General features: G+C 60.3%; 10 protein-coding genes. All 10 read left to right on the forward strand.

What is annotated here, in order from left to right; genetic code table 11:
• Positions 1-111: 111 nt before the first annotated feature.
• The 10 genes from VSR82_RS35805 (at position 112) to tssJ (ending at position 12,808) form a co-directional block, all read left to right on the forward strand.
• Complete coding sequence (locus tag VSR82_RS35805) at positions 112-789, forward strand: glycoside hydrolase family 19 protein (protein ID WP_498858528.1); 678 nt, start codon at positions 112-114, stop codon at positions 787-789.
• A complete protein-coding gene (locus VSR82_RS35810; RefSeq protein ID WP_410849402.1) occupies positions 786-1,334 on the forward strand; it encodes a hypothetical protein in 549 nt (182 codons plus the stop codon). The genes VSR82_RS35805 and VSR82_RS35810 overlap by 4 nt, the downstream gene beginning before the upstream one ends.
• Positions 1,335-1,606: 272 nt before the next feature.
• Positions 1,607-2,107, forward strand: coding sequence for a hypothetical protein (locus tag VSR82_RS35815; RefSeq protein ID WP_498858529.1), 501 nt, complete (start codon positions 1,607-1,609; stop codon positions 2,105-2,107).
• Between the two features lie 522 nt (positions 2,108-2,629).
• Positions 2,630-2,887 (forward strand): PAAR domain-containing protein, encoded by a 258-nt coding sequence (locus VSR82_RS35820; RefSeq protein WP_498858530.1) that lies wholly within the window; start codon positions 2,630-2,632, stop codon positions 2,885-2,887.
• A 4-nt stretch (positions 2,888-2,891) separates the two neighbouring features.
• Positions 2,892-4,133 carry a KPHS_23130 family T6SS system protein gene (locus VSR82_RS35825; RefSeq protein ID WP_498858531.1) on the forward strand — a complete coding sequence of 414 codons (1,242 nt, stop codon included), beginning with the start codon at positions 2,892-2,894 and terminating at the stop codon, positions 4,131-4,133.
• Positions 4,130-7,714, forward strand: coding sequence for an ImcF-related family protein (locus tag VSR82_RS35830; RefSeq protein WP_498858532.1), 3,585 nt, complete (start codon positions 4,130-4,132; stop codon positions 7,712-7,714). The genes VSR82_RS35825 and VSR82_RS35830 overlap by 4 nt, the downstream gene beginning before the upstream one ends.
• Positions 7,715-9,301, forward strand: coding sequence for a type VI secretion system protein TssA (tssA, locus tag VSR82_RS35835; RefSeq protein ID WP_498858533.1), 1,587 nt, complete (start codon positions 7,715-7,717; stop codon positions 9,299-9,301). It begins immediately after the preceding gene.
• 14 nt (positions 9,302-9,315) lie between these two features.
• Entirely contained in the window at positions 9,316-11,130 is a 1,815-nt protein-coding gene (gene tssF, locus VSR82_RS35840) for a type VI secretion system baseplate subunit TssF (protein ID WP_498858534.1), read from the forward strand.
• Complete coding sequence (tssG, locus tag VSR82_RS35845; protein ID WP_429455742.1) at positions 11,127-12,251, forward strand: type VI secretion system baseplate subunit TssG; 1,125 nt, start codon at positions 11,127-11,129, stop codon at positions 12,249-12,251. The genes tssF and tssG overlap by 4 nt, the downstream gene beginning before the upstream one ends.
• 35 nt (positions 12,252-12,286) lie before the next feature.
• The gene (tssJ, locus tag VSR82_RS35850) at positions 12,287-12,808 is read left to right on the forward strand and encodes a type VI secretion system lipoprotein TssJ (RefSeq protein WP_429455741.1); all 522 of its coding nucleotides are present in this window, start codon (positions 12,287-12,289) and stop codon (positions 12,806-12,808) included.
• Positions 12,809-12,822: the final 14 nt, after the last annotated feature.

A 12,822-nucleotide genomic window follows, 5' to 3' on the forward strand; every position in this document is an offset into this window, starting at 1 on the left:
TGACGGCGTAAATGCCGGAATCAACAGTTCCAGCGCCGCCCACAGTTCGTTGCTGATTTTTCTTCTGGACATGCGCCCAGGATACGAAACCTATGGCTTGATGTCCAGGTTGTGTTAGCCGCTCTTAAGCGCATCTTTACAGAAGCATCGACCGATCAGTTGCAGATTGTGGCGGATGAACTCAATCCCCGCTTGGAGGACTACAAGCTTGGTTCTCCACTCCGGCTGTCACACTTCTTTGCCCAAATCCGGCAAGAGGCAGGCACCGCTCTTAACACTTCGGAGAATCTCAACTATCGGTCGTACGTATTGTCACAAAAGTTTTCATATTTCTCAGCACATCCGGACGAAGCTGAGTTGTATGGAAGAACTGCGTCGCACTTGGCTCAGCCAGAAGAAATAGCAAACCGTGCCTACGCGAACAAAATTGGAAATGGTTCCATCGCGAGTGGTGACGGTTGGCGGTTCAGAGGCAGAGGACTCAAGCAACTTACCGGAAGAGCCAATTATGCTGGCTTCCAGAGTTTTTATCCGACTTTGTGGGCGCGCGACGACGTTGATTTCATTGCTAACCCTGATTTGATATCGGAAATGAGATACGCGGTGCGTTCAGCAATCTACTTCTGGATTTCCAGCCATCTGCCAGAGATAGCTGACATGGGGCACACCGATGACGTAGTCGATCGGATAACAAAAATTATAAATCTTCACACGGACAGCTACCGCGCGCGAAAAAACAACTTCCATATCATATGGGACAACGGAATTTTCAGTGAGATTAGTCGATGAGAAGCTTCGTTTCAGCAACGTTTGTGCACGCGTTCATTCTGAGTTTGTGTCTAACTTTTTTCTGTCCGAGTATATCAAGTGCGATCGAACAAAAGAGCTACCACATCCCCTTTTTGGGCGATGGAACGACTATAGAGTTCTGTGCGGCGCCGAGCCAGGACGGAGACGGAGTACGAGCATATCTAACAGGTACTACGGAAACAGGGCGCATTCCGGTCGATCTGTATGAAGCAGAGGGCGGAGTCAGCCCGGAAATCAAAAGCGTGTTTGTGAGTGGAAGAAGGCCGAAGAAGCTTTTCATCATAGTGACATGGGCTGCTGACAGTCCGTCCATCGGAACTGGCGGAAGCATCTATCAGGTATTTGTCTACGACGAACAGATCGAAAAGGCCGGCGGCTTATTGACGAAGTTGAAAGAGGACAGCGTACTGACAAAACGTTTCGGCGTTGGTTTCGACGGCACCCGTGAAGGGAAACGGGTAACTTACAAATATAGGAACGCATCAGCGGTAAGACGTCAGCTTGTCGAATGGGGCTACAAATGATTTCATTGAGGCGACGACAGTCTTATGGCTTCCAAATAAGAAAAATCATGGCAAATCCGGCTGTGCTGTTGGTTGCACCCAGCACCGGTGAAACTGCTTGCTCTTTGTGTTGCGATCACGTCAAACGACGCCTGAGACAGTTTGGACGCGCGGACATTTCAGTAAAGAGAATGGATTTCGAAAACTGTCGACCGGATTATCAAAATCTATCTCTATAGTTACGCGGAGCGTGTTGCCAATCTCAATGAAATATGGAGAAAAGGAGATTTCAATTGATTACGGATTGCAATCTGATCAGGTTTGTAAAGAGAATCTTCGTTGCTGGATTAATTTTGTTTGGTATTGGTGTGAGGGCTGACGAGGTTACGCTTTGTTATCCTCAAGAGGAGGTTTATTTCAGTTGTCAAACCAATGGAAAGATAATGTCGATCTGCGCGTCAGGAAATATCTCGCCTGACAACGGGTATGTGCAGTATCGTTTTGGAAAGGCAGATAAAATGGAAATAGAATTCCCGAAAAATCCATTTTCTCCTCGAAAATGGTTTTCGTTGAGTGATATCCGTGAGGGGAGTGTGAATTTTTCGCATCTAAAATTCAACTCTGGCCACTATCAATATGTGCTATATCAAGGATTTCCGAGTGGAATTTATGTTAAAAGGGATGGAAAGACGATTTCCAACCATACATGCGACGACGGGACGTATCAGCAGTTCAGCCCTCGAGCATTCAGAGGGATAACAACACTCGCCACGGTAGACGGCATCGATAACTAGGACGCTCGGGTGGCACAGAGATTGTGAATGCGCACAGAATAGCTACGCTGATGGTCTGGATCGATATAATAAAGTGACTTCATTTTTTGGATCTGCTCAGGCAGAGGGCATTTTCTCGGGATCGATATACTTATCATCTGTATGATAGTGCAAAAAAATTAATTATCGTCCAAGTGAATGATGCGTGAAATATAAGTATGGAAAAGAGCCATGTGTTTGTGTATCCAGAAATAGACGCTCCCCCTAATAAAATATTCGCAATTTCCGGCATCTGGGAGAGCAGCATGCGTGGTTTGCAAATACGGTGTATACATAAGTTGTACTTCGGTTTGATGGGGACGGTTGTACGTGTTAAAGAATGGACAGGTTATTTTTGATAGGGAGTGTCGAGCTTCGAGGTACAAAAGCTTTTCCAAGAAGGGGTCTTTGATGGAATAAACCAGGCCTTGCCTTCTGATTTCGATTTGCATTAGGGCGGCGCGACAAATTTTTTGACTACATCTAATTGTACAGATGAACTGAATGAAAAAATTAGCATACGAAGGCGACAGCACGAGTCACGGAGGAAAAATCCTAACCGGCTCGGATCGAATCAAAGTCAAGGGGCGCCGCGCGGCCCGCGTCGGAGATCTCGTCTCGTGTCCAATTCACGGCGACAACGCAATCGTGGAAGGAAGCAGCAGCATCAAGGATGGTGGCACACCGCTTTCACGAGATGGAGACAAGACTCAGTGCGGAAGCGTCCTCATTGCCCTTTCGGATGGTGCGACAGTCAGATAAACGAATGCCAATCGACTTCGCTCGCGTACCGCCGCGGATGGCTGTACCTGCGCCTCCACAACTATCAAAACTGGTTTGGACTGCGCTTCTAGTCGTCCTCCTTTGTTTTGGTGCCGCACTAACACTTGTTCTCTGGCCGCAAGGCAGATCAACCAATCCGATCTGGTTTTGGTTCTGTCTAGTCGGCTATCCGATGCTTTCATGGACATTTTTGCTGTGCCTACGTCTTGGTTATCTACATGCGCGACGCAGTGAGGCACTGGCGGTGAATCACGTGAGCGACTGCGAGATGGAAAGATGCCACGCCGTTGCCAGCGTGCCACTCGCGCTGATAGGTCATACGTGGCGTTTCTCGGCTAATCGCGATGAGAATGATGTTCAGGGTGTTGTCGATGGTAGCCTTAGGTTGAAAACTCGGACAAGCGGAGCCAAGCCGAATACCGATGTTGACGCACGCTGGATAGAAATCCCGAATCAGGAGGTCCATTCCGGAAACGAACTCACGGAATATTCCCGCCATCGTGTGGTCTGCAACTGGCTTCTGGCCGAGTTGATCGAAGATCTGTCGCCGCAGTTCGCAGCTCTTTCTGCGGGCACAACGCTTCATTTTGAAGCAGTTTCGTACTGCGCCCTCGAGACCATCGACGTTTCCGACAGACTCGAGAAACTTGTCATCGGCAAGTTCCCGGGTTTGCGAATGATCGCAAAACCGTCGACAGAGCCGTCCTCGGTGTTCCGTACGGATGCGCTACTCGACAGCATGAGGCCGGGTGTCGTTCATCTGCTGGTCGCGGTTCAATTGCGCGAAGCTGTAAGCGAGCGCTTGCAGGACGGTGATGCTGAGGCGGGCGTCGCATTACTGTTGGGACATCCAATCATCGCTGAGAAGAAGCCGGAGTCCAGTGCGTTGCTGTTACATCGCCCCGCACGTGGTCGGGCCAATTCCATAGGCGAGACGCTCGAAAACGCGATGCGTTGGGGAAAAGCCACGTCGGCGAATGTTGGCGCTCTCTGGAGTCACGGAATTTCACCGGATATGGAGGTCGCAATCAGGTCATCGTCCCAAATCGACGGAAACAAATCCCGGATTGACTTGAGAACCACCGTTGGGGATTGCGGAGAGGCGGGGGGATGGTTAGCCACCGCACTCGCAGCAGAATTCGCCGCGCGAACCGGCGATCCCCAACTCGTTCTTACGCAGGAAAACCGCGACCTGATCGCGCTGGTGTGCAGAAAACAAGCATGAGTGAACACAAGTCTGAACCCGTAGCCCTTTTTATCGGCATCGGCATTTGCATTCTATTCGTTGCGCTGGGTCTGACCGTCTGGCTAGAAGGTCCGGCGCACGGATGGACGCAAGAGACACGAATTATTATCGAATTGTGCCTGCTCTCGGGCATGCTCATCGCGCTGATGCTCGTGAAGTACTTCGAGGCCGTCGTGCTCTGGATCGCATCGATGCGCGCGTCGCAGTGGTTCGCCCGCTACGATTCGAAAAATAAGCGAGCACGAGGCGCGAGCGAAGACCCGGCGTTAGCGCATTTCACTGCACCGGAAAATATTGTTGCGTTGCGCGAAGCGCTCCGCGCCCTCCACGGCCGCCACTGGCGCTACCGCGACCGCTGGCTCCTGCTAACCGGCGACCTCCCCCTGGTAAAACGCCTCGCTCCCGGCCTCGCCGAAACCGGCTACGCCATCACCGGCAACACAGTCCTGCTCTACGCAGCTCAAACCAGCACGACCCTCGATTCCACCTGGCTCACCCAAATCCGCCGCCTGCGCCGCCGCCGGCCGATCGACGCAATCGTCGCGATAACCCGCAACCGCAGCTCAGCCAACTCCCCCTTCGACGCCGACGCGCTCGCCCAACGCCTCGCGTGCCACGCGCGTGCACTGCGCTGGTCTGCGCCTGCCTATCTGCTCAACGTGACGGACTTCAGCACCGAACCGAAGGGCGACGACGAAGCGATCGGCCTAACGTGGTCGAACGCCCGAGTGCATGCGGCCCACATCGACGACTCGCTACAAAACCTCACGCGCCGCCTCGCGGACGCCGGCGTCCTTCGCCTCGCCGACGACAAACACGATCGCTATCCGGCGGAGTTGTCGGAACATATCGAAAGGCATTCCAGCGCGTTGTCGGGACTGGTCGCGCAGACCGCGCATTCGAGGTACTGGCGCCAGGCCGTCCACGGCCTTCTGTTCGCGCCGCTCTTCAAGGAGCGCGAACTAGCCCCGCCCGCGACCCCTGACGACGACAAAGACAACGCAGACGAATACCCCGAAGCGGAACGCATCACCTCCCTAAACCGCACGCTCTGGCAAACCATCGCCGACCACAGTCGCAAGCTCCACGGTCACCGCATCGGCTTCTCGCTATCGACCACCGTCGCGTGGACGGCCTCCGCGGCGATCGCGCTATGGATCACCGGCACGATGATCTCGGGTTTCACGAACCGCACAACGATCCACACCGCCGCCGATACGCTAACGAAGCTCGCGGAAGCACACGACCCAAGCCGATCGATGCAAACGCTCGACACACTCGACAGGCAGATCGACACGCTCGAATCTCACCAGCGTGACGGCGCCCCACGCCTCGCACGCTTCGGCCTGAACCGTGACGCCGCGTTGCTCGACGCCCTATGGCCCAGCTATGAAAACGCCGCCGGCCGCATTCTCGTCGGCCCGATCCGCGAGGAGCTGGAGGCGCGGCTGCATCGGCTTGCGTCACTGACCGACGCCGAGATTGCAAGCGGCGGCAGTGGCGAGGTGCAGGCCGCCTACGACACGCTGCAGACCTACATGATGCTCGCCAGGCCCCAACGCGCGGTCGCGGCCTTCCTCGCACCGCAGCTCGCCGCGACGTCCGCACCCGCGCGTCCCGCCAATTCGCCGCTGTCGGCCGGCGCATGGGAGGACCTGCGTCAGCACACCATCGCCTTCTTCGCGAATCATCTAGGCCAGCGTGCCTCGACAAGCGGCTCGTCGCTCGCGAGCGTCGCCGACAGCGGTCTGATCTCGGCGACGCGCCAAACGATCATCGGCGTGCGTGGCATCCAGAACTCGACCGACGCGGTCTATCAGCAGATCCTCGACGACGCCAAAGCCAAATACCCGCCCGTGTCGCTCGCGACGCTGCTCGGCGACACATCGAGCCGCGGTTTGTTCGGCACCACGGCCACGGTCCCCGGCGTCTTCACGCGCGCCGCGTGGGAGGAGCGCATCGCAAAAGCGATCGACGACGCGAGCGAGCAGAGCAAGGTCACGGGCGACTGGGTGCTGTCGGACGTCGAAAACAAAACCGAGCCGCCGTCGTCGCTGAAAGCCGAGCTGCGTCAGCGCTATTTCGACGACTACGCGCGCGCATGGTGGCGGTTCCTGAACAGCCTGCGCTGGCAATCGGCACCGTCGCTGTCCGCCACCGCCGATCAGCTAACGCTGCTCGGCGACCCACAGCGCTCGCCGCTCGTGATGCTGATGAACGCGATCGTCTATCAGGCGGGCACTGGCGCGCGCACGCAATCGCTGTCGGACACGCTGGTCAGCAAAGCGCAGCAACTGGTCGACGCAGACCAAAAAAATCCGTCGAAGCAAACGCAGCCGCCGCTTGCACCGCTCGCAGTCGCGTTCGGGCCGATCCTGCGGCTTGCCGGAAGCGATCTAGCGTCCGGCGTCACGAGGGCGAACGCGAAGTCCGCCGCGCAACTGGCCGCGACCGGCGATCTCAGCGTCGCGCGCTATCTCGAACGCGTGACCGCGATGCGTCTGAAGATCGAGCAGATCGTGTCGAGTCCCGACACCGACGCGATGGCGCGTATCGCCGCGCAGGCGGTGCTGCAGGGCAAGACCTCGGACATCGCCGACAGCCGCGATTACGCAAGCCGCGTTGCCGCGAGTCTCGGCGAGCGGTGGGCCGGCTTCGGCGGGCTGTTCCAGGCGCCGCTCGATCAAACGTGGCAGGTACTGATGCAGCCAGCCGCGGCGAGCCTCAACGAGTTCTGGCGCACGGCGATCGTGGCTGACTGGGACGGCGCGTTCGGCGGCCGTTATCCGTTCGCGGACTCCGACAATGACGCATCGCTGCCGGAAATGGCGCGCTTCATGCGCCCCGACAAAGGCGTGATTACGCAGTTCGTCACAACGCAACTGGCGGGTGTGGTCGAACGGCAGGGCGATCGCTGGATCGCCGCGCAGGGCACGAGAAACGGCCGCGCATTGACGCTCGATCCGGCGTTCCTCGACGGACTGAACGAAATGACCCGCGCATCGACGGTGCTGTTCCCGTCCGGCGACGCCCACGTGCGCTACGAATTGCGCGCGGTGCCGACGCCGGGCGTCACCGACATGCGTTTCGTGCTGTCGGGCCGCGAACTGCATTACTTCAACCAGAAGGAAGAGTGGACGCCATTCCTGTGGCCCGGCGATTCGCTCGAAAACCTGTCGCATATCGAATGGCAGACCGAGCACGGCGGCTTGCGCTCGGCACTCGACGCTCAAGGCCGCTTTGGCCTGATCCGTCTACTCGAACGCGCTCAGGTGTCGCAACAGGACGCCGCGCGCTATGTGCTGTCGTGGCAGCCCGACCAGAGCGAGGGCATCCCATTGCGCGTACAGCTGCGCAGCGAGGCTCGCTCGGGCCCGCTCGAAGTGCTCTCGCTGCGTCACTTCAAGCTACCCGCTCGAATCTTCGTGACCGGCAACCCAAAGAGCGCGCCGAAGCTATCCGAGGCGAACCTGCCGCCGCCATTGCCGCCCGCGGCGCTCAACGCGGCGAAGCATGCGGCCGTGGGCCTGCCGCAAGGTTCGCTGCCGGAGGTTGAATAAATGCTGTCGAGTTTGTTGAAGACGCTGTTCCCGTCGCGCGACGAAGAACAACGCGTACGCGCGCGTCTCGATGCGTGGAGCGCATGGCTTCAGCCGCTGCCCGGCGAGCACGGCTGCGGCCGCGACCCGGGCTATGAAGACCTGTTCTTCGAGTTGCGCGAGGAAACGCAAAAACTCTCCGGTATCGACGACAGCCTGGTCGTCCGCTCGTGCGAGCAGTTGCTGAAGGAGACCGGCAAGGATCTGCGTCTCGCCGGTTACTACGCGGTTGCACGTCTGCGCGCGGACGGTCCTTCCGGCTTCGCGGATGGGCTCGAACTAGCGGCGTCGCTCGTCGAGCGCTTCGGCGAGAATGTGCTCCCCGCGCGCGCCGAGGCGAAGAAGGGCGCGCTCGAGATGGTTGCCACCACACGCGTCATCGAACTGCTGGCGCGTCGCGGCGAGTTCGCGACGGCCGACCTCGAACGTGCGATCGTCGCGCTAGATCTGCTCGTCACGCGTACGGCCACGTGGAGCGGCGCGGCTCGGCCGAATCTCGCCGCGCTGATCGCGCGCTTCGAGCAGAACGACGCAGCGTCGCGTGGTAATGAGCTCGATCCGGCAACGTCACCCGTCGCGTCGGGCCCAGCTTTTACAGGCAGCCCAAACGTATCGATCGCATCGACGCGCGACCTGCTCGACCAGGTCCGCTCAATGGCGCTGTGGCTACGCGACCAGGAGAACGGTTACCTGTCGTCTGTGCGGCTGGTCCGCACCGTTCGCTGGGACACGCTGCACGAAGTGCCGCCCGTCGATGCGGCATCACGCACACGTCTGATGCCGCCGCGTGGCGAGCTGCGTCAGCAGATGAAGCGGCTCGTGCTGCAAAAGCAGTGGCATGAGCTGCTCGAACGCGTCGAGGGCGCATTCCTGGAGGGCGTCAATCACCTGTGGTTCGATCTGCAATATTTCCAGCATGTCGCACTCGATCACGTCGGCGCGCCGTACAGCGCATGGCGTGACCAGTTGCGCGGGGATTTCGCGCTGTTTCTCGAACGCTTGCCTGGCATCGAGCGCCTGGCGTTCAACGACGGCACGCCGTTCGCCGACGACGTATCCCTCGAATGGATCGCGCGCCACGCGGTGGTGCGCAATCTGGAGGCGGGCGAGAGTATTGCGCCGCTGCCGGTAGCGGCCGGCAGCGACGACGAAGCGACCGGCGACTGGCCCGAGATCGAAGCACAGGCGCGCGACCTCGCGGAACAGGACGGCATCGGGGCGGCATTCGCCTGGCTCGACGCGTTGCCGGGCCTCAAGACAGACCGTCATCGCTATCTGCGGCGGCTAGTGATGGCGCGCCTCGCCGATCACGCAGGTCGCGCGGACACCGCGCTCGCACTGTTCACCGAACTGGACACGAGCGCACGCTCGCTGCCGCTCACGCGCTGGGAACCCGCGCTCGTGTTCGAGGTGAAGCAGCAGTTGCTGCGAACGCTGAAGGCGCTGAGCAACCGTAAGGACGCCGACAAACCCGCGCTCGCGCGCCGCATCGGCGAACTGCAAGCCGAGTTGACCGTGCTAGACCCGGCGCGGGCGTTGACCTTCTGACAAGAACACCAAGCATGGAACACGACGACCCCATCCTGCGCTACTACGAAGCCGAAATGCGCTACCTGCGCGAGGCAGGCAAGGAATTCGCGAGCGCGCATCCCGACCGCGCGCGCATGCTGAATCTCGATCGCGTCGGCGATCGCGATCCCTACGTCGAGCGCTTGCACGAAGGTTTTGCGTTTCTGACCGGCCGTCTTCAGCAGAAGCTCGACGATGAATTGCCGGAGTTGACCGAAGGCCTCGTGAGTCTGCTGTGGCCGCACTATCTGCGGATGATTCCGTCGCTGTCGATCGTCGAGCTGTTGCCGCTCGCGGAGAAGCTGCAGCGAACCGAGCTGGTGCCGGCCGGCGTGCCGGCGCGCTCGGCGCCGATCGCGGTGCCGAACGCGGCAGGCGCCGAGGGCGCGACGCCGAAGACCGTGCAATGTCTGTACCGGACCACGCAGCCGGTCACGCTGCAGCCACTGTCGATCACGCACGCGGCGCCCACCGTGCGCCACGACGGCCGCTCGATCGTCCGGCTCGGCTTCGAGCTCGATCAGTCCGCGCGTCGCAGGGAAACGGACCTGTCGCGCGTGCGGCTGTATCTGAATGCCGATCTGCCGACCGCGTTCGCGATGCATCTCGCGCTTACGCGCGAGGTCGAGGCGATCCACTGGCGCATTCCGGAAGTACGCGATGGCGAAGCGCTGCCGCTCGCCAACGTGACGATCGAGCCGGCCGGTTTCTCTGCCGACGAGCGGCTGTGGCCAAAGGCCGACGCGGCGTTTTCCGGATACCAGTTGCTGCTCGAATACTTCACGTTCCGCGAGAAATTCCTGTTCGTCGATCTGTGCGGACTCGACGTGACGAAGCTGCCGGACAACTCGACGCGCTTCGAACTGGAGATCGTTCTGAAGCGCGCGTATCCGTCCGAGCAGCGATTCAGCGCGGAAAACGTGCGGCTTTTCTGCACGCCGGTGATCAACCTGTTCGAACTCGATGCCGAGCCGATCGAGATCGATCATCACGAAACCGAATACCGCGTGTTGCCCGCTGGTCATCAGGGCGAGCACGTCGAGACCTATTCGGTCGATGCGATCGAGGCGTTCGATCATGACACCGCCGAGCGCTACGAGTACGTGCCGTTCGCGACGTTCCGGCATCGTGGCGGCATGCTGCGGCACGAGGCGCCCGAGCGCTACTTCCACGCGCGCGTGCGGCCCGGCGTCGCGGGTCTGCATGAGACGTGGGTCGTGCTCGGCGGTCACGCCTGGGAGACGATGCATACGCTGCCCGAGGAAAGCCTGTCGCTGCGCGTAACCGGCACGAACGGCATGCTGCCACGCAAGGGCCTGCGCGAAGCGAGCATCGCCGAGTTGGTGACGAGCACGCCGAACCTCTCCGGCGTGAACAATCTCGTCGCGCCGACGCTGCCGCTCTATCCGCCGACCGGCGACCGCTTCCAGTGGCGTGTGCTATCGCATCTCGCGCCGAATTTCCTGTCGATGATGAACGCGGAAGTGCTGCGCGGCGCGCTCGCGCTATATGACTGGACCAGCGACGAACTGAACCGCCGCCGCCTCGCGGGCATTCTGTGGGTGTCGCAGGAGTTAGTCGAGGAGGTGGCCGGCGGCTCGGTCGAGCGCGGCGTGCATATCGAGGTGACACTCGATTCGCACGCGTTCGCGGGCGAGGGCGACGTGATGCTGTTCGGCGAATTGCTGCAACGCTTTTTCGCGCTGTATGCGGAGATCAATCTGTTCACGAAGCTATCGATCGTGAGCCTGCCATCGCAGACCCGCACCGATTGGCCGCGCAGCAAGGCGCAACGGGCTCCGTTATGAGTGCATACGCGAACGCTTTCGAGGCGCACAACGAACCGCCGAATCTCGACCCGCTCGTCGCCGCGCTGCTCGCGCGCGCGCCGCGGATGAACTTCATGCAGCTGTGCCGGCTGCTCGAATTGCGGGTTCCGCAGCATGCAGGCTTCGGCACGCGCGATACCCCTGCGCACGAACCGGTACGCTTCCGGCCACGCGCGCGCACCGGTTTTCCGGCGGGCGAGATCGCCGCGGTCGAATTCGACGATGATCCGGACTCCTTCGTCGCTTTCGCGCCGCCGACTGTTCGCACGACCTTCATGGGACTCTACGGCGTCGACGCGGCGATGCCGTCGCACATGATCGATGAGATCGTGCTGCGCGAAGAAGGGCACGAAGTGGTCGAAGCCTTTCTCGATCAGTTCAATCACCGTTTCGTCACGCTGCTGTATCGCGCGTGGAAGAAGTACCGCTATCCGGAGAGTTTTCGCGCGGGCGGCAGCGATGCGCATTCGCGCAATCTGCTGTGCCTCGCCGGCTTCGGCTGGGGCGACAAGCCGCAACGTGCAGGCTTGCCCGATTCGCGGATGCTCGCGTTGCTCGGCCTGTTGATCCAGCGTACGCGCACACCCGAAGGGCTCGCGGGCGTGATCGCGCTCGCGGTACCGGGCGTCGATGTACGGGTGGATGAGTTCTTTCCCGCGCCCGCGCGCGTCGGCAAGCCGCAACCGCTGACGGCGTTGGCCGCTCGTGCTGGTGCGACCAACGACAACGGCGCGCGCCGCGGCCTCGGCGGCGGCTATGTGCTCGGCAAGCGGCTTGCGTATCGCAGCCGGGCGGTGCGTGTGACCCTGCGCCCGGCCGATGCCGCCCAGGCGCACGATCTGTTGCCGGGTGCGTGGCTGCATCGCGAGTTGATGGCGTTCGTGCAGTTATATGTCGGGGTGAAGGCCGACGTGCATCTGCATATGGAAATGTCGTCGCGCGTCGCACCGCTGCCCGCGATCCACGGGGAATCGGCCGGACCCGCGCCGCGGCTCGGCTGGACCACCGTGCTGCCCGCCATGAGCGAACGCCTGATCAACGTCGCGCTCGGGGTTTATCAAGCGTTTCCGAAGCCCGCGGCCAATCCGTACCTGACTTGATCCGCGTGATGAACGACGCGCCCAAAGGACTATTGATGAATCTTCGTTCTATCGTTTCCACTGTTGCGGCCATTGGGCTGCTGTCGGCGTGCGGCGCATGGCAAGCCGTGTCGGACGCGTCGTCGAGCGCATATCATGCGGTGTTTTTCAAGCAGATCAAGGTGCTCGACGTCGATCTGTCCGCGCGCGAAGCGCTGAACCCCGACGACGCCGGTCGCGCGACATCGGTCGCGGTGCGCGTGTATCAGTTGAAGGACCGCAAGGTGTTCGATGGCGCGTCGTACGAGGATCTTCTAAAGAACGACCGCACGCTGCTCGCCCAGGATTTGCAGGCTAGCATGGCATCGGTGCTGAATCCGGGGGCGTCGGCGAGCCTGTCGCAACCGATGCACGCCGATACGAACTATGTGGCGGTCGTCGCGTTCTATCGCAACCCCGGCGACGGGGATGGCTGGAAGTATGTGATCGCGAAGAAGAAGCTCGACGCGAATAAGCCGTTGAAGATCTCGTTGATGGATCAGTTTCTGGTGACGGCGGGCAGTGTGGCTCACGATTGAGTTGAGCCACCGGC

Origin of the sequence: Burkholderia sp. JPY481 (genome assembly GCF_038900515.1) — a bacterium.
Classification (GTDB): domain Bacteria; phylum Pseudomonadota; class Gammaproteobacteria; order Burkholderiales; family Burkholderiaceae; genus Paraburkholderia; species Paraburkholderia youngii.

Bases quoted from the DNA above. Each gene is read 5' to 3' on its own strand.
- tssJ (WP_429455741.1), top strand. From the start codon at position 12,287: ATGAATCTTCGTTCTATCGTTTCCACTGTTGCGGCCATTGGGCTGCTG.
- tssG (WP_429455742.1), top strand. From the start codon at position 11,127: ATGAGTGCATACGCGAACGCTTTCGAGGCGCACAACGAACCGCCGAAT.
- VSR82_RS35810 (WP_410849402.1), top strand. From the start codon at position 786: ATGAGAAGCTTCGTTTCAGCAACGTTTGTGCACGCGTTCATTCTGAGT.
- VSR82_RS35820 (WP_498858530.1), top strand. From the start codon at position 2,630: ATGAAAAAATTAGCATACGAAGGCGACAGCACGAGTCACGGAGGAAAA.
- VSR82_RS35825 (WP_498858531.1), top strand. From the start codon at position 2,892: ATGCCAATCGACTTCGCTCGCGTACCGCCGCGGATGGCTGTACCTGCG.
- tssA (WP_498858533.1), top strand. From the start codon at position 7,715: ATGCTGTCGAGTTTGTTGAAGACGCTGTTCCCGTCGCGCGACGAAGAA.
- VSR82_RS35830 (WP_498858532.1), top strand. From the start codon at position 4,130: ATGAGTGAACACAAGTCTGAACCCGTAGCCCTTTTTATCGGCATCGGC.
- tssF (WP_498858534.1), top strand. From the start codon at position 9,316: ATGGAACACGACGACCCCATCCTGCGCTACTACGAAGCCGAAATGCGC.